The following is a 23918-nucleotide window of genomic DNA, read 5'->3' on the forward strand; positions in this document are numbered from 1 at the left end:
CACGGTGGAAGTCATCTCTCAGGCCTCCCGGAGCTTCGGGTTGAAGACCTCGTCGAGGCCGACGTTGGCGACGTAGAGCGCGCCGACGATCGCGGTGATCCCGGCGCCCGGCGGGACGAACCACCACCACATGCCGAGTTGGAGCGCGCTCCACTGCTGGGCGCTCTGCAGCATCATCCCGAGCGAGACGCCCTCGGTGGGGCCGAGCCCGATGAAGTCGAGGGAGGAGGCGATCAGGACGGACCCGCCGAAGAGCAGGATGAACATCATGAAGAGGTACGAGCTCATGTTGGGCGCGATCTCGCGGAAGACGATCCGCCAGGTGCCGCTGCCGCTGAGCCGGGCCAGGTCCACGAACTCCCGGGTGCGCAGCGAGAACGTCTGCGCACGGATCGCGCGCGCCGCCCAGGGCCAGGAGGTGAGCCCGATGAACAGGCCCTGCACGGGAACCGAGCGGACGCCGAGGTAGGCGTTGATGATCAGCAGCACGGCGAGCGCGGGCAGCACCAGGACCACGTTGGTCAGCATGTTGAGGATCTCGTCGACCGCTCCGCCGCGGTAACCGGCCAGGAAGCCGACGAGCATGGCGATGACGGCGGCGATGGCCCCGCCGACGACCCCCACCAGGAAGGTGGCGCGCAGCCCGTGCACGAACTGGGCGTACACGTCCTGGCCGAAGGTGGTGGTGCCCATCCAGTACGTGCCGTCCGGCGGCGCGGCCTGCGGGCCCACGTACTCGTTCGGGTCGGCGTTGTCGAGCAGCGGCGGTCCGATGATGCCGGTGAGCAGGAGCAGCACGACGACGGTGAACCCGATGATGAGTTTCGGGTTGCGCACGGCGTAGTGGAGCGTCTCTCGGCCGGGGCGGGCCGCGGCCGCGGTGGGTGCGGCGGTCGGCGCGGCGGTCTCGGTGGCCGGTTCGGGCACGGTGCTCATGACTGGCCTCCTGCCATGCCGGTACGGGTCCGGGGGTCGACGACGACGTACACGATGTCGATGAGGAAGTTGGCGATCAGTACGCCGATGACGATGAACAGGAACGCGCCCTGGAGCAGGAAGAAGTCCTGGTTCTGGATCGCGGCCAGGATCAGCGAGCCGAGTCCTGGATAGGCGAAGACGATCTCGGTGACGAGGGCCCCGGCCACCAGGACGCCCAGTTGGAGGGCGAGTCCGGTGATCTGGGGCAGGACGGCGTTGCGGAAGGCGTAACGGCGGATGAGCCGCTGCGGTGCGCCGAGGGCCGACAAGTAGGAGGAGTAGTCGGACTCCAGCTCGTAGATGATCATGTTGCGCATGCCGATGGCCCAGCCGCCGAGCGCGACCAGGAAGAGCGAGAGGAACGGCAGCACCCAGTGCTGGAGCAGGTCCCAGACGAAGGCGCCGGACCAGCTCGGCTGGATGTCGAGGCTGTAGCCGCCGGAGAGCGGGAACCAGCCCGCCTTGGAGCCCAGCGCCCAGGCGAGGATGACGGCGATCCACATGTACGGCATCGCGGTCAGCAGGTAGCCCACCGGCAGCACGGTGTTGTCGAGCACCTTGCGGCGGGCGGCCAGCGCCCCGGCCCAGTTGCCGACGAACCAGCTGAGCAGGACCGACGGGATCATCAGCCCCAGCGTGTACGGGAGCGCGTCGAGCAGCACGTCGGCGACGGGCTTGGGGAACACCCAGATGGACAGCCCGAAGTCGCCCTGGAGCAGGGCGCCCCAGAAGTGCAGGTACTGCTGCCAGACGGGCTCGTCGAACCCGAACAGGTTGTTGTAGTAGGCGCGCATGGCCTCGACTGCCTCGGGCTGCGAGACCCGGGCCCTGGCCACCATGGCGGCGACGGGGTCGCCGGGCATGAAGCGCGGGATCATCCAGTTGACGGTGACGGCGACGACGAACGTCAGCGCGTAGATCAGAAGTTTGCGGGCGAAGTAGCGGCGCAAGGGAGCTCCCCGGAGAGAGCCCCGCCGTACGGGCGGCGGTCAGGGCTGCGTGCGCACGGCGGGGCGGTCATGGAATCGAGAACGGCCGGCACACGGCCGGCCGCCCCCACGGAACGGCCGGCACGGGGCCGGTCCTTCTCGGCGCGACCGGCGCGGAGCCGGTCCTTCTCGGAACGGCCGGCGCGGGGCCGGTCCTTCTCAGAACGGCCGTGTCACTTGACGGGCTTGATCTGGGTGAGCGCTTCGAAGCCGCCCATCTCCAGCCAGTTGCGCCACAGCGCCGGTGCGTACTTGGGCGCACCCGCGGCGTCCGACGGCCAGTTCGTCCAGCTTCCGGTGGTGGACTGGGCCCAGAGGCCGTTGTACCAGAGCGGAATGACCGGCATCTCCTTGAGCTGGATCGCCTGGATCTTCGAGATGACCTTCTTCATGCCCTCGGTGTCGTCCGTCTTCACCCCGCCGAGCTCCTGGACGAGCTTCCAGGCCTCCTCGTTCTCGTACCGGCCGAAGTTGACGGTGTTCTGCTGCTTCTGGACGGGCAGCTGGAACATGTACTCGTAGTACGTCCACGGGGTGCTGGAGAGCTGGCGCTCGTTGTTGACGACGAGGTCGAAGTTGCCCTTGCCGCGGGTCTCGTTGAGGGCGTTCGCGTCGGGGAACTCGGTGGTGATGCTGATGCCCGCGTCCTTGGCGGACGAGGCGATGACCTTGGCGGCCTCCATCCAGTCGGTCCAGCCGGTGGGCACGGCCAGCTTCAGACTGATCTTGGAGCCGTCCTTGTTCTCCACGAGGCCGTCGCCGTCGGTGTCCTTGTACCCGGCGTCCGCGAGGATCTGCTTGGCCTTGTCGGTGTCGAAGGAGAAGCCCTCACGGGAGACCAGGTCCTGGTCGACGAACTTGTCCCACTGCGGGAGCAGGCCCGTCGGGTTGGCGGGCTTGACCAGCTCCCCGTACACGCCCTTGACGATCTTCTCCGTGTCGACCGAGGCGGCGAGCGCCCGGCGGAAGGCCGCGTCGTTCATCGGCTTCTTCGTGGTGTTGGGCACCAGCCAGGCCGTGTTGGCGGAGAGCATGTAGGGCGGCTTGTCGTAGTACGAGACGACCTTCTTGCTCTTGATGAGCGAGGAGGCGCCGGGCAGGAAGTTGTTGCTGAGGTCCAGCTGGCCCTGACCCAGCTGACCGATGACCACCTCGTTGCTCGGGTTGGACACGTCGACGATGTAGCGGGGCGCGGGCTTCATGGAGAGCGCCTTGACGCCCCACCAGTCGTCGCGCCGCTGCCACACGACCCGGTCCTGGGAGTGGCTCTTGAGCGTGTACGCACCGGAGCCGACCGGCTTGTCGTTGACGCCGTCGAGGATCTCCTTCTCGGAGCGGGTGCTCCAGATGTGCTCCGGGACGATCGGCTGCCCGTAGAGGGTGAAGTCCCACTCCTGGTAGCGGGCCTGCTTGAAGGTGAAGCGGACCGTCGTGGCGTCCACCGCCTTCGCGTCCGACAGCCAGCTCCACAGGGTGTGGAAGGACGAGGCCTCGATCTTGCCGAGCCCGTAGGAGTACGCGACGTCCTTGGCGGTCAGCGGCTTGCCGTCCGACCAGGTGATGCCCGGACGGAGCTTCATCTCGTACGTCTTGTCGCCGGTCCAGCTGCCCGACTCCGCGAGCCAGGGCGTCAGCTTGCCCTCGTTGGGGTCGAAGTGGAACAGCGTCTCGTAGACCAGTCCCTTGGTGCCGGTGGCGTGGTCCCAGTTGTGCAGCGGGTTGTAGTTGGCCGGCGGCCCCCACTGCGTACCGGTGGTGTAGAGCGTCTCGTTGCGCGGGAGCGCGCCGCCCCCTTTGCCGCCCGTGCCGCCGGAGCCGCCCGCCGAGGAGCCGCCCCCCGTGCACGCGGTGGCGGCGAGTGCGATCACGGCGAGCGTGGCCGCGGTCCGTCCCCCGAATCCCGTGCCCATCGTCCCTCCTTCTCCCCGCCGTCCTTGCCGAGCGGAGTTACTGAACCGGGTAAGTGCCGTGAAGCTAAGGCCGCCCGGAGAGCATGTCAAGGGTGCGGGAGCGCTCCCATCCCTTTATTTTCAGGGCCAGTTGAGCGATCATCGCTCCAGGAGAAGAGCCGCACGCGAGAGGGCCGGAGTCCAAGGCGTTTCATGTAATACGAACCGGTTAAGCGAGGTCGCATTGCCCAGGCACCGCCCCACGATCGCCGATATAGCCCGCCGGGCCGGGGTTTCCAAGGTCGCGGTGTCCTACGCCCTCAACGACCGTCCGGGCGTCTCCGCCACGACCCGCGCCACCATCAAGGCCATCGCGCAGGAGATCGGCTGGCAGCCCAACAGTGCCGCCCGCGCCCTCACCCGCGCCCGGGCCGACACCGTGGGCCTCGCCCTCTGCCGGCCCGCCCGGCTGCTCGGCGTAGAGCCCTTCTTCATGGAGCTGATCAGCGGCATCGAGAGCGAACTCTCGCCGCGTGGCTGCGCCCTGCTCCTCCAGGTCGTCACCGATCCGGCGCAGGAACTGGAGGTCTACCGCCGCTGGTGGGGAGAGGGCCGGGTGGACGGCGTGTTCCTCGCCGATCTGCGCAGCCCCGACCCGCGCATCGAGGGCGTCGCCGAACTGGGCCTGCCGGCCGTGGTGATCGGCCACCCCTCGGCGGCCGGACCGCTCCCCTCCGTATGGTCGGACGAGTACACGGCGCTCCGGGACACGCTCACGTACCTGACCGCACTGGGCCACCGGTCCATCGCCCGGGTCGCCGGGCTTCCCGGCCTCAACCACACGGACCTGCGCGACCGGGCCCAGGCCGGGATCTGCGCCGAACTCGGGCTCGGCGAGCCCGTCATCGTCCACACCGACTACTCCGGCCAGGACGGGGCGCACGCGACGCGACGCCTGATCAGCTCGCCGCGACGGCCCACCGCCGTCGTCTACGACAACGACATCATGGCCGTCGCCGGTCTGTCCGTGGCCCAGGAGATGGGCCTGGACGTACCGGCCGACCTCTCTCTCGTCGCCTGGGACGACTCCCAGCTCTCCCGCGTGGTCCGCCCGCCGCTCACCGCACTGAGCCGCGACATCCCGGCATACGGGGGCCATGCCGCACGCATCCTGCTGTCCCTCGTCGCCGACGGCGCGGCGACGGGCTACGAGGACGCGGCGGCCCGGCTCGTCCCGCGCGGTTCCACGGCACCACCGCGGTAGGGGGCGGTGTCATACCGCAGGAGGACACCGGGCCCTGCGCGGTGCGACTCAAGGCTGCCCCCGGAACGGGCATCGGGAGTGACGACCGGCGGCCGGCCGGCGGAGAGGATGGAGCAGTGCCCCTGCCCCGGGCCCCCGCCGCCCGGCGTGGCCGCCGGGCGGGCCCCCGTCCCGTACGCACCCGACCCTGGAGTCTCCCGTGACCACCATGTCCACCGCTCACCGCGCCACCGCGGTGGCCGCCCGCGCCACGGAACTGTCGAAGGTCTACGGGGAGGGCGAGACCAAGGTGACCGCCCTGGACCGGGTCACCGTGGACTTCCCGCAGGGCGAGTTCACCGCGATCATGGGCCCGTCCGGCTCCGGCAAGTCCACGCTGATGCACTGCGTCGCCGGTCTCGACAGCTTCACCGGCGGTTCCGTGCGCATCGGCGAGACGGAGCTGGGGGCCCTCAAGGACAAGCAGCTCACCCAGCTGCGCCGGGACAAGATCGGGTTCATCTTCCAGGCGTTCAACCTGCTGCCGACGCTGACGGCGCTGGAGAACATCACGCTGCCGATGGACATCGCGGGCCGCAAGCCCGACCAGGCGTGGCTGCACAAGGTCATCGAGATGGTGGGCCTCGCCGACCGGCTGAAGCACCGCCCCACCGAGCTCTCCGGCGGCCAGCAGCAGCGCGTCGCGGTCGCCCGCGCCCTGGCCTCCCAGCCCGAGATCATCTTCGGCGACGAGCCCACCGGAAACCTGGACTCCCGCTCCGGCGCCGAAGTCCTCGGCTTCCTCCGCAACTCGGTGCGCGAACTGGGCCAGACCGTGGTGATGGTGACCCACGACCCGGCCGCCGCCTCCTACGCGGACCGGGTGATCTTCCTCGCGGACGGGGCGATCGTGGACCAGATGCTGCACCCCACCGCGGACGGGGTGCTGGACCGGATGAAGGCGTTCGACTCCAAGGGCCGCACCAGCTGAGCCCCGGCCCCTTCCCGGGCCCCGGGTCCTGTCCGCAGTTCCCGGCAGGACCTCGCCGCCACCCCATCCGGAACCCCTCCCCCTCCCAGGACTGACAGACATGTTCCGTACCGCCCTGCGCAATGTGCTCTCGCACAAGGCCAGGCTGCTGATGACCGTCCTCGCCGTGATGCTCGGCGTGGCCTTCGTCTCCGGCACCCTGGTCTTCACCGACACCCTCGGCAACGCCTTCCGCAACCAGTCGGCGAAGAGCTACGACGACATCGCCGTCGCCGTCACCACCTACGCCGACCCGCGCGACGAGAAGACCGCCGCCATCGACGCCGCCACCCTGAAGAAGATCCAGGACCTGGACGGCGTCGCCTCCGCCACCGGCCGCGTCGACGGCTTCGCCGGAGTGGCCGACCCCGACGGCAAGCTCATCGGCAACGGCTGGTCCAACACCGGGTCCAACTTCGCCCCCGGCAAGGACGGGCAGGACGCCCAGTACACCTTCACCGACGGCTCCGGACCGACCGCCGCCGACAGCGTCGCCCTGGACAAGGACACCGCGAAGAAGGGCGAGTACGAGGTCGGCGACAAGGTACGGGTCGCCACCAACGGGCCGGTGAAGGAGTACACCCTGTCCGGGGTCTTCACCACCGAGGACGGCGCGGTCAACGCCGGCGGCAGCCTGGTCCTGTTCGACACCCCCGTCGCCCAGCAGCTGTTCCTGCGGCCCGGCGAGTTCAAGGACGTCGCCGTCACCGCCGCACCCGGTGCCTCCGACGAGCAGCTGCTGGCCGCCGTCAAGCCGCTGCTGCCCGAGGACGCCGAGGCCAAGACCGGCCAGGTCCGCGCGGACGAGCAGGCCGACCAGACCGAGTCCGCCCTGAGCAGCCTCAACAAGCTGCTGCTCGCCTTCGCGGGCATCGCGCTCTTCGTCGGCGTCTTCCTGATCGCCAATACCTTCAGCATGCTGGTCGCCCAGCGCACCAAGGAGCTCGCGCTGCTGCGCGCCGTCGGCGCCTCGCGCCGCCAGGTCAAGCGCTCCGTCCTGCTCGAAGCGGCCGTCGTCGGCCTGATCGCGTCCGTCGTCGGCTTCGCGCTGGGCCTCGGCCTCGCCACCGGGCTGCGCTCCGCGATGAGCCTGATCGGCGGGAAGATCCCGGCCGGGCCCCTGGTCGTCGCGCCGGCCACCGTCATCGCCGCCTTCGGCGTCGGCGTCCTGATCACCGTGCTGGCCGCCTGGCTGCCCGCCCGCCGCGCCGCGAAGATCCCGCCCGTCGCGGCGATGAACAGCCAGTACGCCGTGGCCACGGTGAAGTCCCTGGTGCTGCGCAACTCGATCGGTGCCATCATCACCCTGCTCGGCGGGGCGGCGGTCGTGGGCGGCGCGGCACAGGCCGGGTCGAACGGCCAGCTCCTCATCGCGGGCGGCTCCTTCCTGGCCCTGATCGGCATCATCATCCTGATCCCACTGCTGTCCCGGCCGGTGATCGCCCTGGTGCGCCCGCTGCTGCGACGGCTGTTCGGGGTCTCCGGCAAGCTGGCCGCGCAGAACGCGGTCCGCAACCCGAGGCGTACAGGCGCCACCGCCTCCGCGCTGGCGATCGGCCTCACCCTCGTCACCGGCATCTCGGTGCTCGGCGTCACCCTCGGCCAGGCGGTCGACAAGATGACGACGGACAACATCAGGGCCGACTACATGATCTCGATGGCCAGCGGCGACGCGCTCGACGAGTCGGCGCTCACCGCCCTGGAGAAGGCCCCCGGCGTCACCGCCGTCTCGCCGCAGCAGGCGGTCTGGCTCGACATCGGCGACACCTCGCTCTCGGCGTCCGGCGTCACCCCCGGCGATGTGGAGAAGGTCCTCACCGTCGACACCCGCTCGGGCTCCCTGGACTCCCTGGCCGAGGGTCAGATCGCCGTCTCGGACAAGACCGCGAAGTCGCACGGCTGGAAGACCGGCGACACCGTCCCGGTCACGTACGAGGACGACAAGAAGGGCAGCCTGAAGATCGGCGCCCTCTACAAGGACAACGAGTTCCTCTCGCCGGTCCTGATCCCCCGTGACATCGTGGCCCCGCACCAGGCCCGTGCGGACATCCGCGAGATCTGGGTGAAGACGGACGGCGGCGCGAGCGCGGCCCACGAGCAGGCGCTGGTGGACGCGCTGGGCGACAACCCCGGCATGAGCGTCATGGACCGCAAGGACATCCGCGACATGTTCGGCGGCTCCATCAACCTCGCGATGAACATCATGTACGGCCTGCTGGCCATGGCGCTGATCATCGCGGTGCTCGGGGTCGTCAACACCCTCGCCATGTCGGTGTTCGAGCGTCAGCAGGAGATCGGCATGCTGCGCGCCATCGGCCTGGACCGGCGCAAGGTCAAGCGCATGATCCGGCTGGAGGCGGTGGTCATCTCGCTGTTCGGCGCGGTGGTCGGCATCGGGCTCGGCATGTTCCTCGGCTGGGCGATCGGGCAGACCGTGGCGTCCGAGATCCCGGAGTACGTCCTGGTCGTGCCGTGGGGCCGGATCGCGGTCTTCCTGGTCCTGGCCGGGCTCGTGGGGGTCCTGGCCGCCCTGTGGCCGGCCCGCAGCGCCGCGAAGCTGAACATGCTGACGGCCATCAAGACCGAGTAGCGGCACCCGTACGACAGAGGGGGCCGGTGTCCGCAGTCGCGGCACCGGCCCCCTTCCGCTGTGCGGCTCAGCCGGTCGCGTCGGCCTTCCAGTCGCGGGCGCGCAGCGGCATGCGGGCGCCCCCGCCGTCGGCCGGGCGGACCGCGAGGATCTGGTTCACACCGATCTTGTTGTGCTCGAAGGAGAGGGCGGAGGCGGCCATGTAGAGGCGCCAGACCCTGGCCCGGCCGGGCGAGGTCATCTTCACCGCGCGCGGCCACTCCTTCTCCAGGTTGGCGACCCAGCGGCGCAGGGTCAGGGCGTAGTGCTCGCGGAGCGACTCGACGTCGCGGGCCTCGAAACCGGCTTCTTCGAGGGTCGCGACGGTCCGGCCCACCGGGGCCAGTTCGCCGTCCGGGAAGACGTAGGCGTCGATGAACTCGTCCACGTGGTACGCGGACTCGTCCTTCTCCGGGCGGCGGGCGATCTGGTGGTTGAGGAGGCGCCCGCCGGGCTTGAGGAGTGCGTAGAGGTCGTCGGCGTACTCGCGGTAGCGGACCGAGCCGACGTGTTCGGCCATGCCGATCGAGGAGATGGCGTCGTACGGGCCGTCCCTGACGTCCCGGTAGTCCTGGACCCGGATCTCGATCCGGTCGGTCAGGCCCTCCTCGGCGATGCGCTTCCTGGCGAAGGCGGCCTGCTCGACGGAGAGGGTCACTCCGGTGACGCGGGCGCCGTACTCGCGGGCGGCGTGGATGGCCATGGAGCCCCAGCCGCAGCCGACGTCCAGGAGGCGGTCGCCCTCCTTCAGGGCGAGCTTGCGGCAGACCAGGTCGAGCTTGTCGCGCTGGGCGTCCTCGAGGTTGCCGCCGTCCTCCCAGTAGGCGCAGGAGTAGACCATGGACGGACCGAGGACCAGTGCGTAGAAGTCATTGCCCACGTCGTAGTGGTGGCTGATGGCCTCCTTGTCGCGGCGCTTGGTGTGCAGCGTGCCGCTGCGCCGGCGTACCTCCTCGGGCGGCGGCGGGGGCGGGGGCCACGGGCCGGCCAGTTGCAGCAGCCCCTTGGCCGCGGCGCGCAGCTTCGGGTCGCGGACCGGGTGGACGCTGTCCTTGGCCTCCCCGCCGCGCTCCCAGATCAGCCCGGCCATCAGGTCCAGGGCCGCGTACAGATCGCCTTCGATATCGAGTTCTCCGGCCACCCAGGCCCGGGCGAGGCCCAGTTCGCCCGGCTTCCAGAGCAGCCGGCGCAGGGCACGGCGGTTCCTGATGACGAGGACGGGGGCGCCGGGCGGGCCGGACTCGCTGCCGTCCCAGGCCCGGATGCGGACCGGTAGGGGTTCTCCCAGCAACTCCTGGGCTAGAGCGGTCAGCCGCAATGCGGCGTCTGCCATGGCGCACACCTCCGTGATGGTGTTTCCCAACGTGCCCAGACATGCCCACGCATGCCTCGGACCACGCCCCGGCACCCTTGGCGCCACGGCGAGGTACACCCCTTCAACAGTTTCCGGCGGCCTGGCCATCCCGCTACTGCGCAACGGAACGGCAAAATACCTGTACGGCACATGCATCCGCCGGGGCGCTGGCCCCCGCGCTCCCGCACCGGTTGCGGCGCCGGCCTGCGCCGATACGCCGAAGGGGCCGTCCGCACCACGGATGGCGGACGGCCCCTTCGGGCGTCGTGCGACTGTCTGTCGCGGATCCGGGGATCCGCGACAGACAGTCGCACGACGCCCGAAGGCCCTTCCGTCCGGGCGGGGCTAGGAGGCCTTGGCCTTCTCGCTCACGGGCTTCGCGGCGGCGGGGGCCGGCGCGGGCTTGGCGGCCTCGTAGAACTCCTCGCGCGGAGTCTCCATGGCACCGAGCGAGACGACCTCGCGCTTGAGGAACATCGCCAGCGTCCAGTCGGCGAAGATCCGGATCTTGCGGTTCCAGGTCGGCATCGCCATGCCGTGGTAGCCACGGTGCATGTACCAGGCGAGACGGCCCTTGAGCTTGATCTTCACCTTGCCCATGACGATCATCGCGACGCCCTTGTGCAGGCCCAGACCGGCGACCGCACCCTTGTTGGCGTGGCTGTACTCGCCCTGCGGGAAGCCGCGCATCCCGGAGATGACGTTGTCGCCGAGGACCTTGGCCTGACGCAGCGCGTGCTGGGCGTTCGGCGGGCACCAGGCGTTCGGGTTACCGGCCTTGCGGCCGACCATGTCCGGCACCTGGGCGTTGTCGCCTGCGGCCCAGATGTAGTCGGTGCCCTGCACCTGGAGCTTCTCGGTGGTGTCGACGTGGCCACGCGGGCCGAGCGGCAGACCGAAACGGGCCAGTGCCGGGTTCGGCTTCACACCGGCGGTCCACACGATGGTGTTGGAGTCGACCTCCAGGCCGTTCTTCAGCACCACGTGACCGTCGACGCAGGAGTCCATGGAGGTCGAGAGGAAGACCTCGACACCGCGGGACTCCAGGTGCTCGCGGCCCCAGGTGCCCAGCTTCGGGCCGACCTCGGGAAGGATCTTGTCGGCGGCGTCGACGAGGATGAAGCGCATGTCCTCGCGCTTCACGTTCGTGTAGTACTTCGCCGCGTCGCGGGCCATGTCCTCGACCTCGCCGATGGTCTCCGCGCCGGCGAAACCGCCGCCCACGAAGACGAACGTCAGCGCCCTGCGGCGGACGTCCTCGTCGGTCGTCGAGTCAGCCTTGTCCAGCTGCTCGAGGACGTGGTTGCGCAGGCCGATGGCCTCCTCGATGCCCTTCATACCGATGCCCTGTTCGGCCAGGCCGGGGATCGGGAAGGTACGGGAGACGGCGCCCATCGCGATGACCAGGTAGTCGAAGGGCAGCTCGTAGGCCTCGCCGACGAGCGGCGCAACCGTGGCGACCTTGCGGTCCTGGTCGATGGTCGTGACGCGGCCGGTGAGGACCTCGGCCTTGGGCAGCACGCGTCGCAGCGGGACGACGACATGCCGAGGCGAGATGCTGCCGGCAGCAGCTTCGGGGAGGAAGGGCTGGTAGGTCATGTACGACCGGGGGTCGACGACCGTGACGGTCGCCTCGCCGTAGCGCATCTTCTTCAGAATGCGCCGAGCTGCGTACAGGCCTACGTACCCACCGCCTACTACGAGGATCCTGGGACGCTCCGTGGTGCTCATGCCATCGAGTATCCACCCCCCTCGGGGGGCACGCTCGTGAGCCCCTTCACAAGGTATGGCCCACCCTCTGCTACACTTCGCCGCCCACGTGACCCAGGTCATGGGCCGACAGGGGAACCACGGCACCCTGGCGAACGTTGTTCACCGCTTGTGAGCTGGCCCTTGAGCCGCCGAGCGGGGTGAACCACCCCTCCGATTCACACACCCGCAACACACCCGGAACCGCCCCGTACGCGAGGCGGGCGACCCCGCACACCCTCCCGCGGGCCCGTTCGGAGCAGAAGTCCGCCCCCGGGGGCGCAATTCCTTGTGAAGAAGTTCACGAACTTCGTGGCGACGTGTCGCCGAAGGCACCCGCGGGGCCCTCCGGAGGGGCTCAGAAGTGCAGGCCGGAGTGCTGATGAGCAGGATCCACGGCACTCTGCGGACCTGCCCTAGCGGGCCGCGTAGAAGGCGATGCCGTCGAGGATGTCGTGCTCGCTGACGACCACCTCGCGCGCGCCGCTCCGCTCCATCACGGCCAGCAGGATCAGCGCCCCGGAGGTGATCACGTCGACCCTGCCCGGGTGCATCGCGCCGATCGCCGCACGCTCGGCGTGGGTCGAGGCGAGGAGCCGCCCGGCGATCTCCCGGACCTGCTCCAGGGAGATCCGGGAGTGGTGGATCGCCTCGGAGTCGTACTCATCGAGCCCCAGCGCGATGGCGGCCATGGTGGTGACCGTCCCGGCGAGGCCGACGAGCGTGCCCGCCGAGGTGAGCGGCACGGTCTCCTCGGCCAGGTCCAGCGCGGCTGCGACATCGGCACGGATCGCGTCCGCCTGCTCCGGCGCGGGCGGGTCAGTGACCACCCCGTCCCGCGTGAGGTGGCGCTCGGTCATCCGGACGCAGCCGATGTCCACGGACCGGGCCGCCCGGACCCGGTCGTCGCCGACGACGAACTCGGTGGACCCGCCGCCGATGTCCACGACGAGGTACGGCTTGGCGAGGTCGTCCCGCCCGGCGAGCTCCTTGGTGGCCCCGTCGAACGAGAACTCGGCCTCCTGGTCTCCGGTGATCACCTCGGGCTCGACGCCCAGGATGTCCAGGACGCCACGGACGAAGTCGTCCCTGTTCTCCGCGTCCCGGGAGGCGGAGGTCGCGACGAAGCGGACCTTCTCCGCCCCGTGCTCCTTGATCACCGCGGCGTACTGCCGACAGGCGGCGAACGTCCGCTCCAACGCCTCCGGGGCGAGCCGCCCGGTCCGGTCGACGCCCTGCCCCAGCCGGACGATCTCCATCCGCCGGTCGAGCTCGACGAGTTCCCCGGTGATGGGGTCGGCGTCCGCGACGAGCAGACGGATCGAGTTGGTACCGCAGTCGATGGCGGCCACGCGTGTCATCTCTTCAGCCTCTCCAGCAAAACAAGCCCCTGGGGGTCCCCCCGGACGAAGTCTGGGGGGAGATCGAGGAGCGGGGTCCGGGGCGGAGCCCCCGAATCAAGCCCCTGCGGCGATTGAGTAGCAGGGGTCCGGGGGCGGAGCCCCCGAGAGGGACCTCAGCCCTCGTCCCCGTCCGGCGCGCCGCACGGCGACACGCACGGCCCCTTGCGCCACCATTCCGGCAGCATCGCGATCGCCTCGTCCCCGAGCGGGTTCACCCCCGGTCCCGCGGCCAGCGAGTGCCCGACGAGCACATGCAGGCACTTCACCCGGTCCGGCATGCCCCCCGCGCTCGGGAAGCCCTCCAGCACCTCGATGGCGTCACGCCGCGCGAGGTAGTCCTCGTGCGCGGCCCGGTACGCCGCGGCCAGCTCGGGGTCCGTACCGAGGCGCTCGGTCATCTCCTTCATGACCCCGTTCGCCTCCAGCGTGCCGATCGCGGACGCCGCACGCGGGCACGTCAGGTAGAACGTCGTCGGGAACGGCGTACCGTCCTCCAGCCGGGGCTGCGTCTCGACCACGTCCGGGTTGCCGCACGGGCAGCGGTGCGCGATCGCGCGCAGCCCCCGCGGCGGGCGCCCCAGCTGCTGCTGGAACGCGGCGATGTCCGCGTCGGTGGGCGCGGTGGACTCGGTCTGGGGAGGGGGCGTTTCCATGCCTGCCTAGGGTTCTGATCGGACTGCTCGAACTGCGGTTCTGCAGAGGTGGAAGGGCGTGCGGTGGCTCAGCCGCGGTCGGCGCTGTCGACGCCGTCCCACAGGTTGGAGTGCCAGGGCCGGTCGGTCTCCTCCGGCGTCCCGTTGCGCTCCTTGACCGCGTCGGGGTCGACCACGGTGTAGCCGGTCTCCCCGGGAAGAAGGTAGTGCAGGTGCTGGCGGGCCAGCCGCTTGATGTACGCGTCGTCCTGGAGCCGCGCCTTCTCGTCGCGCAGCTCCTCGGTGCGGGCCTCGGCCTCCTGCGCGAGCCTCTCCTGGTCGGCGATCTCGTCCCGCTGCGAGACGTACTGCCGCATCGGATACGCGAGGGCGACGATCAGCGAGCAGACCACCAGGGCCAGGAAGGCGGCCCGGCCGGTGAGCCGGGAGCGACGGGCCTGACGGCGGTTCTGGGAGCGGTAGACGCGGGCTGCGGTCTGCTCACCGAGCAACCGCAGCCGGGTCGCGGTGGAGAACCGGTCCCGGTCCTTCGCGGCCATGTCTCCGCCTCCCCATTACGCACGTCCGTCCCCGCACACGGTACGGGACCGAGTGCGGGGACGGACGGAGGCCGGGGCACTTGAGCCCGCCGGGCTTTTCCGGGCCTGCTGTGCGGGTCAGCCCTTGAAGCGCGGGAACGCCGAGCGGCCGGCGTACACGGCGGCGTCGTCGAGGATCTCCTCGATGCGCAGCAGCTGGTTGTACTTGGCGACGCGGTCCGAGCGGGCCGGGGCGCCGGTCTTGATCTGGCCGCAGTTCACGGCGACCGCGAGGTCGGCGATGGTGACGTCCTCGGTCTCGCCGGAACGGTGCGACATCATGCACTTGAAGCCGTTGCGCTGGGCCAGCTCGACGGCGTCCAGGGTCTCGGTCAGCGAACCGATCTGGTTGACCTTGACGAGCAGGGCGTTGGCCGAGCCCTCCTCGATGCCGCGGGCCAGACGCTCCGGGTTGGTGACGAAGAGGTCGTCGCCGACGATCTGCACCTTGGCGCCGATCTTGTCGGTGATGACCTTCCAGCCGGCCCAGTCGTCCTCGTACAGCGGGTCCTCGATGGAGACCAGCGGGTACGCGGAGACGAGCTCCTCGTAGTACTCGGTCATCTCGGCGGCCGAGCGGGACTTGCCCTCGAACTCGTACGTGCCGTCCTTGTAGAACTCCGAGGCGGCGACGTCGAGCGCGAGCGCGATGTCCTTGCCCGGGGCGTAGCCGGCTTCCTTGATGGCCTCGACGATGAGGTCCAGGGCGGCGCGGTTCGACTCCAGGTTCGGCGCGAAGCCGCCCTCGTCACCGAGACCCGTGGACAGGCCCTTGGTCTTCAGGACCTTCTTCAGCGTGTGGTAGACCTCGGCGCCCCAGCGCAGGGCCTCGGAGAACGACTCCGCGCCGATCGGCGCGATCATGAACTCCTGGATGTCCACGTTGGAGTCGGCGTGCGACCCACCGTTGAGGATGTTCATCATCGGAACGGGCAGCAGGTGCGCGTTCGGGCCACCGAGGTAGCGGAACAGCGGCAGGTCCGAGGCCTCGGAGGCGGCGTGGGCCACGGCGAGGGAGACGCCGAGGATGGCGTTGGCGCCGAGCGAGCCCTTGTTCTCCGTGGCGTCCAGGTCGAACATCGCCTGGTCGATCAGCCGCTGCTCGGTCGCGTCGTAGCCGACGAGCTCCGGGCCGATCTGCTCGATCACGGCGAGGACGGCCTTCTCGACGCCCTTGCCGTGGTAGCGGTTGGGGTCGCCGTCGCGAAGCTCAATGGCCTCGAACGCGCCGGTGGAGGCGCCGGACGGAACAGCAGCACGGCCCGTGCTGCCGTCGTCGAGGCCGACCTCGACCTCGACCGTGGGGTTTCCGCGGGAGTCGAGGATTTCCCTGGCTACGACGACGTCGATGGACGGCACGAGGCATCTCCTTCTGGGATGTGACGCTTGTGGTGCAGGGTCGCTTTGGCCTTGCGACAAGAGCCTAACCGGCCCGGCCGCCCCAACCGGCCGACCGCCCGTCCCCTGGGACGAAAAAGGACCCAAGGGCAGGCACAGCGGGGCAAAAGGCCAGAAATTTACTGGTCAGTAACGACAACAGTTGAACGATCGACGCAGAAACCGGCCCACCCCGGACCGGCACGCACGGGGGGAGGGTGCGCACCGGGCCGGGGCGGCCGGGGTCATCAGCGAGGAGAGATCGCGACTACTTCGTCAGGTGGAGCTGCTGACCCGGGTAGATCAGGTCGGCGTCCGTGACGATGTCCTTGTTCAGCTTGAAGAGCTGCTCCCAGCCGCCCTCGACCTTGTGGTCGGCGGCGATCTTGCTCAGGGAGTCGCCGGTGACGACCTTGTACTCGCCGTCACCCTTCGCGACCTTCTTGCCGGTCGGGGTGGTGACCGTCTTCTTCGGGGCCGCGGCGCGGTCCGAGCGGTTCGTGGCGGGGGCCTCGGTGCGCTCGGCCTTCTTCGGTTCGGCCTTCTGGACCGGCGCGGACTCCTGCTTCGGGGCGGTCTCGGTCTTGGTGGCGGAGGAGCCGGTGTCGACGCCCGGGTCGACACCGTCGTTGCTCAGGTTGCCGGCGCCGGCGCAGGCCCAGGCGCCCGGGCCCTGCAGGGCGAGGAGCTTCTCGGCGGTGGCGATCTGCTGAGCCTTGGTGGCCAGGTCGGCGCGGGCCGCGTACTGGGTGCCGCCCGCGGCCGCCCAGCTGGACTGCGAGAACTGCAGGCCACCGTAGTAACCGTTGCCGGTGTTGATGGACCAGTTGCCGCCGGACTCGCACTGGGCGACGGCGTCCCACGTGGAGACGGAGGCGGCGGAGGCGCCGGTCGCACCCATCAGGGGGACGGCGATGGCGGCACCGGTGACACCGGCGAGCGTGGCGATACGGACGGCCTTGGACGGGCGACGGTGCTTGTTGCCCTTGCTGTTGAGCAGCATCGAGACTTCTCCTCACCGACGCCTGCGAGGTGAGCTGTCGGGTTCGGGCCAAGTGAGTTGCCCGGTCGCACGTCCTAGCACGCGACTTCACCCCAAGCCGGTCCTGATGCGTCTTGCGACGATCGGGCCCGGCGCTTACCTGGGTCCCCCGCTCCTGCCTACGGCGCTTTACGCGTCTGTTCCCTTCGACCGACGGCAGGATTCGGCGTGACGATCGACGGGGCCCGCGGTGCGAGCGGTTCCGACCGTAAACACAACCAACCCGCATATCCAAAGATGGACATACCGTATAAACAGCCCTTACTTGCACCCGAGGAAGCATCGTTTGCGCAGGTGAGGACGGCTGCGGCGGGACCTCCCCAACAAGACGCGCCAGTTCACGCAAAGAGACCCATGTCTCACTTGGTCAAAAGTGGGACATAGGCCTCTTAACTACCCCAATATTTGGGGTGTTTTCAGCTGATCATCAGACTGCGCTCATCCGGCCTTCACGCCGAGATCGAGGCTCTGGCCAGGCAGGATGAGGTCGGGGTCGGAACCCACCTCGGCCTTGTTGGCCTCGTACAGAGCCGTCCACCCGCCGGGCAGCTGCTGTGCATCAGCAATCGCCCAGAGGTTGTCGCCCGCGCGGACGGTGTACGCACCGTCAGCAGCCGGGGCTCCGGTGCCGCGTGCGCCACCGTCACCGCGCGAGGCGTGCCTTCCCGCGTCCCGGTCGCCACCGCGGCCGCTCTCCCGGGTCTCCTCGGGGGCCGGCGTCCCGCGGTGCTTGCCGCCCTTCTCCTGCCCGGAGGAACCCTGCTCGGCGCCCGAGGCGTCACCCGAGGGCGTCGTGGAGGGGGTGGCGGAGGGCGTGGCCGACGGGGACGCCGACGCGTCCGGCTTCGCGTCCTCGTCCTTCGCGTCGCCCGACGGTGCCTTCGTCTCCGGGGACGCATCGCCCGACGGGGTCGCGTCCCCGGACGGGTCGGTGCTCGCGGACGGATCGGCGCTCGCGGACGGGTCCACGCTTTCCGTCGGGTCGGCGGACGGCGCACTGCCCGGGTCCACGCCCGGCAGGCCGCTGTCCACGACGAGCCCCGAGATGACGGCGCAGCTCGGCCACGCCTTCGGCCCCTGGTCCTCCAGGACCTTCTCCGCCACGGCGATCTGCTGCGAGCGGCTGGCGAGGTCGGCGCGCTCGGCGTACGACTCGCCGCCGTACGACTTCCAGACCTCCTGCGAGAACTGCAGGCCGCCGTAGTAGCCGTTGCCGAGGTCGGCGCTCCACATACCGCCGCTCTCGCACTCGGCCACGCGGTCCCAGGTCGAGGCGTCGGCGGCGTGCGCGCCTGCCGCGCCGAGCAGCGGGATGGCGATGGCCGAGCCGGTCACGCCTGCGGCGACGATGATGGCGGGTGCCTGCCGAGGGCGACGGTGTCTGCCGTTAGCGGAGCCCATGGGGATGCCTTCCGTGTGACTGACGAGTGACTGGTGAGTCGAACGGTGAACCTAGCGGGACTCGAACGCATGTCACAAGTCGATGCAGCGCAGATCACGTGAAAGTCACAGAGTTGACAGCGTGTCACCTTCCTTGTGCGCCGGCCCCGGGGTGAACTCCACCGGCAGCGTGCGCAGTCCACGCATGATGAGCCCGCCACGCCAGCGCAAATCGGCAGGTTCTCCCGCAAGTCGCAGGTCAGGAAGGCGCTTCAGCAGAGTGGCGAGCGCGGCCTGCCCCTCCAGCCGGGCGAGCGGCGCTCCCAGGCAGTAGTGGATTCCGTGACCGTAACCGAGGTGCTGATTGTCACGCCGTGCAAGGTCCAGGGTGTCCGGCCCGTCGAAGCGTCCGGGGTCCCGGTCGGCGGCTGCGAGCACCACGAGGACGGGGTCGCCCTCGCCGACCCGCTGCCCGCCGATCGTCAGCGCCTCGGTGGCGTACCGCCAGGTCGCGAGCTCCACCGGGCCGTCGTGGCGCAGCAGTTCCTCGATGCCCGTGGCCAGCAGATCCGTCTCCCCGGCGGCCAGGGAACGCTGGAGCCGCGCACGCTGCTCCGGGTGCCCCAACAGGGTGTGGACGCTGTTGCCGATCAGGTTCACGGTCGTTTCAAAACCCGCGAACAGGAGGATGAAGGCCATCGCCGCGGCCTCGTTCTCCGTCAGGTGCTCACCGTGGTCGCTCGCCCGGATCAGACCCGAGATCAGGTCGTCCCCCGGGTTCTCGCGCTTGCGGTGGATCAGCTCCAGGAGATAGCCACGCATCTTCTTCACGGAACGGGCCACCCCGCCCCGCGGGCCGCCGCCGTGGCGGATCATCATGCCGGCCCAGTCGCGGAAGTCGTCCTGATCCTCGCGGGGCACGCCGAGCAGGTCGCAGATCGCGTAGATGGGGAGCGGGAAGGCGAACTCGTGGATGAGGTCCGCCTCTCCCTTCTCGATGAACCCGTCGATGAGCCGGTCGGTCAGCTCCTGCACGCGCGGGGCGAACTCCGCGATGCGCCGGGGCGTGAACGCCTTGGACACGAGGCGGCGCAGCCGGGTGTGGTCGGGCGGGTCGATGTTCAGCAGATGCGTCATCAGCTCCGCGTTGCGCTCGCCCGGGATCCCCGTCTTCCCCTTGGCGTGCGCGGGCCCGGCATGGTGCGCCGGGTTCTTGGACAGCCGGCTGTCGGCGAGCGCCTCCCGGGCGTCCGCGTACCGCGTCACCAGCCAGGCCTCGACCCCGCTGGGCAGCGTGGTGCGGTGCACGGGGCTGTGCTCGCGCAGCCAGGCGTAAGCGGGGTACGGGTCGGTGGCGAACTCCCACGTGAAGAGTTCGGGTGCGGGCGGCGTCGCGTGGGCGGGGCAGCCGGCGGGGGCGTCGGCGGGTCGGTCGTTCACCCCCCGACGTTATCCGCTGCTTGCTGCCGCTACCCGACGCCCTCCGCCGCCCTGATGGCGTCCCGGTACACGCGCCCCGCGGCCCTCAGCGCCGCCTCCGGGTCGATGCCGTCCTCCTGGGCGCGCACGGCCAGGGCGAGGAGCCGGTAGCCGATGTCGTCGCCGCTGGGCAGCGCCACGTCGAGTCCGGCGGTACGGGCCCGGCTCGCGAGCTTCGCGGCGAGTGCCAGGCCGGGCTGTCCGAGCGGCACCCCGTCGGTGACCGACTCGCGCTGCTTCTCGATCGCCTTGGTGCGCAGCCAGTGCGCGTGGACGTCCTCCGGTGTCTCGGCGGTCTCGTCGCCGAAGACATGCGGGTGGCGGTGGATCAGCTTCTCGACGAGGGTGGCGGCGACGTCGTCGACGGAGAAGGGCTCCTCCTCGTCCTCCTCCGCGATGCGCGCGTGGAAGACGACCTGGAGCAGTACGTCCCCGAGCTCCTCGCGGAGCTCTTCGCGGTCGCCGTCCTCGATCGCCTCGACGAGTTCGTACGCCTCCTCGATGGCGTACTTGGCGAGGCCCTTGTGGGTCTTCTGCGAGGTCCACGGGCATTCGAGGCGGATCCGGTCCATGACCTGGACCAGGTCGAGGAGCCGGGCGCCGGGAAGGTCGTACGAACCAGGCAGCAGCTCCAGGTCCGGCATGTGCACCCGCCCGGAACCGGCCAGGCGGGCCAGTCCGTCGGTCAGCGGCTGGTTGCCCTCGCCGCCGGTGAGGACGACGACGGTCCGGCCGCCGGCGCACGCGTCGACGAGTTCCTGCGCGCCGGGCACGCCGGGCGTGACGGTGATGCCCGCCTCGCGGAGGTACGGCAGCTGCGGCTGGTCCTGTTCACCGCAGTGCACCCGGTCGGCGGCGTGCAGGGTCTGCCAGGCGGGCCAGGACAGGAGTCCGGGCGCGACGCGGTGGCTGGCGGTGAGCAGGACGATGCGGCCGGGGTCTTCAGCGTTCACACCGCCGAATCTACCCCGGCCGTCGGACAGTCCTCAGGCCCCGGCCTCCGCGGCCGACTGGGCCGGCTTGGTGACCTGGTTGATCCAGGGGGCCTTGTAGTCGGCGAGCTGGATCTGCTGGTTGTTCCAGGTGCCGAAACGCGGGTTGACGTCGACCTTGAGCGCCTTGGACGCCTTGCTCAGCGCGTCGCCGAGGACCTTCGTGCCGGCCGGGGTCGTCGGGTCGGCGCCGAGTGCCTGGCCGAGCTTGGTCAGCTGGATCTGCTCGCGCAGGAAGGCGTCGATCTGGTCGGGGGCGATCCAGCGCTCCTGGAGCACCGCCGCGCGCAGCCCGGCCTCCCCCTGGTACTGGGCGACGGCCTGCTGCCGCATCTGCTGGATCTCGGCACGGGTGACGGTCACCCCGGCGTCGGCGGACGCCTTGTCCAGGACGCGGTCCAGGATCAGCCCGTGCAGCTTGGCGCGGCCGAGCTGGCCGGACTGGCTGGTGACCTGGGCGGCCTGCTTCGAGCTGTCCTGCGCCCGGCGGACGTCCGCCACCTGGCCCTGCACGGTGGCCACCGTGATCCGGTCCCCGCCCACGACGGCCGCGGCACCGGGGTGGGCCTGGTTGCCGCAGGCGGCGAGGAGTGGCGCTGCGCCGAGCAGTGCGGCGGAGACGGTGAGCGCGGTGCGACGGCGGCGGTGCAAAGGAGCCTCCCGAGGAGATTGTGCGGCGGTGCACAAAGCCTTGCGGTGATCGATGTTAAGGAGTGAAACCGGTCCGGGCCACTGATTCGACCAACGATTCGGGAGGAGTTGGGGATGTGGGGTGGGGGCGGCGTGGCTCAGCCGACCCGTTCGGCCGGTTTCGGCGGGGTGTCGGGCCGCAGCATGATCGTGCGCGAGACGACGAAGGTGATGGGGATGGCGGCCGCCGCGGCGACCAGCGGTGCGTAGCGGCTGCTGAATCCGGCGAGGTCGACCAGCAGGTAGACACCGCCGGTGGTGATGACGAAGTTGGCTGCGTTGGTGAGCGGGAAGAGCAGGAACTTCCGCCAGGTGGGCCGGGTGCGGTAGGTGAAGTAGGAGTTGAGGAAGAACGAGCCGGTCATGCTGAGCGCGAAGGCCAGCACGTGTGCGGCTATGTACGGCAGCCAGTGGAGCAGGACGAGGTAGCAGCCGTAGTACGTACCGGTGTTCACGGCGCCGACGAGGGCGAACCGGGCCAGTTGTGCCTTGACCGTCATCGGCGTACGAACTCCAGGGGTTCCGGCTCCCGAGCGGGCCGGTGTGCCTGGGTGTTGGTGGCCTTGACCAGGAAGTGCGGGCGGCGCTTGACCTCGTAGTAGATCCGGCCGACGTACTCCCCCACCACTCCGACCATCACCATCTGGACGCCGGCGAGCGCGGTGAGCACCACGAGCAGGGTGACGTATCCGGGGGTGTCGACGCCCTTCACCAGGGCGACGCCGACGATCCAGGCGGCGTAGACGAAGGCGAGGGACATCAGGAGCATGCCGAGGTAGAGCGCGGCGCGCAGCGGCTTGTTGTTGAAGGAGAGGAGTCCGTCGAGGCCGTAGTTCAGCAGTTTGCCGAAGGTCCAGGCGGAGCGGCCCTGTTCCCGGACGGCGTTTTCGTAGCTGAAGGTCGTGGTGGGGAAGCCGACCCAGGCGAAGAGGCCCTTGGAGAAGCGGTTGTACTCGGTGAGTTCGAGTACGGCGTCGGCGGCCCGCCGCGAGAGGAGCCGGAAGTCGCCGACCCCGTCGACGAGTTCGACATCGACGAGGCGGTTGATCAGCCAGTAGTAGGCGCGGGCGGTGAGGGTGCGGGTGACTCGGTCGCCCTTGCGGGTGCGGCGGGCGATCACCTGGTCGTAGCCCTGTGCGTGTTCCTGGAGCATGCGGCCGACGAGCTCCGGCGGGTGCTGGAGGTCGGCGTCCATGAGGACGACGGCGTCGCCCTCGGCGTGCTGGAGGCCGGCGAGCATGGCGGCTTCCTTGCCGAAGTTGCGGCTGAAGGAGACGTAGCGGGCCCGGGGGTCGGCCGCTGCCAGTTCCTGGAGGATCGGCAGGGTCCGGTCCGTACTCCCGTCGTCCACGTACACGAGCTGGAAGGCATGGCCCAGGCGGGTCATCTCATCCGTCACGCGTTCATGGAAGCGTTCGAGGATGTCTTCCTCGTTGAAGCAGGGCACCACCAGCGAGATCAGCACGAAAGTACATCAGCCGGTCAACGTGACGGGCGCGGATGGCGGGTGTGGCCCGGGGGCGACGATTGGGTGAACGGGCCCGTGCGGGCCCGCGGCGGAGGTCTGGGCCGGTTCAGCCGCCTCTGACCTTCAGCTGGCGTTCCAGTTGCCGGCGCAGTTCGACGGGCAGTGGGTGGTGCGGTCCGTACATCCGCTCGGTGTCGTACAGGAGTGACTGGAGCTGGCCGCGGGCGCCGGCGTGGTCGCCCAGGGCCAGGAGCAGCTGGCCGATGCGGTGGCGGATCTCGTAGGAGCGTGCCGGGTCGTTGTTCGTCGCGTACTGGTTCTCGTAGTACGGGAGGACCGCGCGGTACTCGGCGAGGGCGGCGGCGGGTTCGCCGAGTTGTTCCAGGCACTGTGCGGCGTCGTAGCGGAACTGCAGGGTCTGGAGGTCGGCGGGTCCGGCCTCGGCGGCGCGGTCGTCGGCGAGGCGGCGCAGTTCGGGCAGGGCGCGGCGGTACTGGCCGTCGTCCATCAGGGTCGCCGCGTACTGCTTGCGCAGGATGCGGACGACCGGGGAGCCTTCTCCGTGCTGTTCGGCGGCGGCGGGGAGGATGCCGCCGAGCATGTCGACGGCCTGCGTGATGCGGCCTTCGCCGAGCAGCCTCTTGACCTCGTCGACGGSGKCGGCGACGTCCGGCCGCGCGGACATCGGTGCGGGCTGGGCGGCCGACGCCGTACTCGAACTCACCGAGTACAACCGCTTCTCCAAGGGCCTCTTCGCCTGGGTCGGCTTCCCCACCACGACCTTCAGCTACGAAAACGCCGTCCGGGAACAGGGCCGCTCCGCCTGGACCTTCGGCAAACTGCTGAACTACGGCCTCGACGGACTCCTCTCCTTCAACAACAAGCCGCTGCGCGCCGCGCTCTACCTCGGCATGCTCCTGATGTCCCTCGCCTTCGTCTACGCCGCCTGGATCGTCGGCGTCGCCCTGGTGAAGGGCGTCGACACCCCCGGATAC

19 protein-coding genes, 2 pseudogenes and 1 riboswitch are annotated in these 23918 nt (G+C 69.9%); of the genes and pseudogenes, 4 read left to right on the plus strand and 17 right to left on the minus strand.

Features of this window, described 5'->3' with window-relative positions; translation table 11 throughout:
* Positions 1-18 precede the first annotated feature (18 nt).
* From EAO72_RS22140 to EAO72_RS22150, 3 genes are all read right to left on the minus strand, one after another.
* Entirely contained in the window at positions 19-936 is a 918-nt protein-coding gene (locus EAO72_RS22140) for an ABC transporter permease (protein ID WP_148019027.1), read from the minus strand.
* The gene (locus EAO72_RS22145) at positions 933-1928 is read right to left on the minus strand and encodes an ABC transporter permease (protein WP_148019028.1); all 996 of its coding nucleotides are present in this window, start codon (positions 1926-1928) and stop codon (positions 933-935) included. The genes EAO72_RS22140 and EAO72_RS22145 overlap by 4 nt, the downstream gene beginning before the upstream one ends.
* A 212-nt stretch (positions 1929-2140) precedes the next feature.
* Entirely contained in the window at positions 2141-3877 is a 1737-nt protein-coding gene (locus tag EAO72_RS22150; RefSeq protein ID WP_148019029.1) for an ABC transporter substrate-binding protein, read from the minus strand.
* Positions 3878-4100: 223 nt separating this feature from the next.
* Between EAO72_RS22150 and EAO72_RS22155 the strand changes: the two genes are divergently transcribed.
* The 3 genes from EAO72_RS22155 (at position 4101) to EAO72_RS22165 (ending at position 8719) form a co-directional block, all read left to right on the plus strand.
* On the plus strand, positions 4101-5120 hold the full coding sequence (locus EAO72_RS22155; protein ID WP_148019030.1) for a LacI family DNA-binding transcriptional regulator: 1020 nt from the start codon (positions 4101-4103) through the stop codon (positions 5118-5120).
* Positions 5121-5319: 199 nt separating this feature from the next.
* The gene (locus tag EAO72_RS22160; protein WP_148019031.1) at positions 5320-6090 is read left to right on the plus strand and encodes an ABC transporter ATP-binding protein; all 771 of its coding nucleotides are present in this window, start codon (positions 5320-5322) and stop codon (positions 6088-6090) included.
* Positions 6091-6190: 100 nt separating this feature from the next.
* Positions 6191-8719 (plus strand): ABC transporter permease, encoded by a 2529-nt coding sequence (locus EAO72_RS22165; protein WP_148019032.1) that lies wholly within the window; start codon positions 6191-6193, stop codon positions 8717-8719.
* Between the two features lie 67 nt (positions 8720-8786).
* Here EAO72_RS22165 and EAO72_RS22170 read toward each other — a convergent pair whose 3' ends face one another.
* From EAO72_RS22170 to EAO72_RS22240, 14 genes and pseudogenes are all read right to left on the minus strand, one after another.
* Positions 8787-10091 carry an SAM-dependent methyltransferase gene (locus tag EAO72_RS22170; protein ID WP_148019033.1) on the minus strand — a complete coding sequence of 435 codons (1305 nt, stop codon included), beginning with the start codon at positions 10089-10091 and terminating at the stop codon, positions 8787-8789.
* Positions 10092-10457: 366 nt separating this feature from the next.
* Positions 10458-11843 carry an NAD(P)/FAD-dependent oxidoreductase gene (locus tag EAO72_RS22175; protein WP_148019034.1) on the minus strand — a complete coding sequence of 462 codons (1386 nt, stop codon included), beginning with the start codon at positions 11841-11843 and terminating at the stop codon, positions 10458-10460.
* A 434-nt stretch (positions 11844-12277) separates the two neighbouring features.
* Positions 12278-13222: a Ppx/GppA phosphatase family protein gene (locus EAO72_RS22180; protein WP_148019035.1), complete on the minus strand. Its 945-nt coding sequence runs from the start codon at positions 13220-13222 to the stop codon at positions 12278-12280.
* Positions 13223-13377: 155 nt separating this feature from the next.
* A complete protein-coding gene (locus tag EAO72_RS22185) occupies positions 13378-13917 on the minus strand; it encodes a DUF501 domain-containing protein (RefSeq protein ID WP_148019036.1) in 540 nt (179 codons plus the stop codon).
* Positions 13918-13985: 68 nt separating this feature from the next.
* Positions 13986-14456, minus strand: a complete 471-nt coding sequence (locus EAO72_RS22190) for an FtsB family cell division protein (protein WP_148019037.1) — start codon at positions 14454-14456, stop codon at positions 13986-13988.
* A 117-nt stretch (positions 14457-14573) separates the two neighbouring features.
* The gene (gene eno / locus EAO72_RS22195) at positions 14574-15854 is read right to left on the minus strand and encodes a phosphopyruvate hydratase (protein ID WP_024491435.1); all 1281 of its coding nucleotides are present in this window, start codon (positions 15852-15854) and stop codon (positions 14574-14576) included.
* 286 nt (positions 15855-16140) lie between these two features.
* Positions 16141-16875, minus strand: coding sequence for a transglycosylase family protein (locus EAO72_RS22205; protein WP_148019039.1), 735 nt, complete (start codon positions 16873-16875; stop codon positions 16141-16143).
* Positions 16876-16879: 4 nt separating this feature from the next.
* Positions 16880-17051, minus strand: a riboswitch (cyclic di-AMP (ydaO/yuaA leader).
* Positions 17052-17352: 301 nt separating this feature from the next.
* Entirely contained in the window at positions 17353-18315 is a 963-nt protein-coding gene (locus EAO72_RS22210; RefSeq protein WP_148019040.1) for a transglycosylase family protein, read from the minus strand.
* Positions 18316-18420: 105 nt separating this feature from the next.
* On the minus strand, positions 18421-19734 hold the full coding sequence (locus EAO72_RS22215; protein ID WP_148019041.1) for a cytochrome P450 family protein: 1314 nt from the start codon (positions 19732-19734) through the stop codon (positions 18421-18423).
* A gap of 29 nt (positions 19735-19763) precedes the next feature.
* Complete coding sequence (locus EAO72_RS22220; protein ID WP_148019042.1) at positions 19764-20726, minus strand: nucleoside triphosphate pyrophosphohydrolase; 963 nt, start codon at positions 20724-20726, stop codon at positions 19764-19766.
* A 33-nt stretch (positions 20727-20759) separates the two neighbouring features.
* A complete protein-coding gene (locus EAO72_RS22225) occupies positions 20760-21416 on the minus strand; it encodes a SurA N-terminal domain-containing protein (RefSeq protein WP_148019043.1) in 657 nt (218 codons plus the stop codon).
* Between the two features lie 137 nt (positions 21417-21553).
* Entirely contained in the window at positions 21554-21955 is a 402-nt protein-coding gene (locus EAO72_RS22230) for a GtrA family protein (protein ID WP_148019044.1), read from the minus strand.
* Positions 21952-22920, minus strand: coding sequence for a glycosyltransferase family 2 protein (locus EAO72_RS22235; RefSeq protein ID WP_148019045.1), 969 nt, complete (start codon positions 22918-22920; stop codon positions 21952-21954). Before EAO72_RS22235 ends, EAO72_RS22230 begins: the two co-directional genes overlap by 4 nt.
* 109 nt (positions 22921-23029) lie before the next feature.
* Positions 23030-23623 (minus strand): annotated as a pseudogene (locus EAO72_RS22240) (serine/threonine protein kinase); the annotation flags it as partial.
* Here EAO72_RS22240 and EAO72_RS22245 point away from each other — a divergent pair.
* Positions 23622-23918 (plus strand): annotated as a pseudogene (locus tag EAO72_RS22245) (glycosyltransferase); the annotation flags it as partial. The pseudogenes EAO72_RS22240 and EAO72_RS22245 overlap by 2 nt on opposite strands.

This window comes from Streptomyces sp. OR43, assembly GCF_008042275.1.
In the GTDB taxonomy this organism is placed as follows: Bacteria; Actinomycetota; Actinomycetes; order Streptomycetales; family Streptomycetaceae; genus Streptomyces.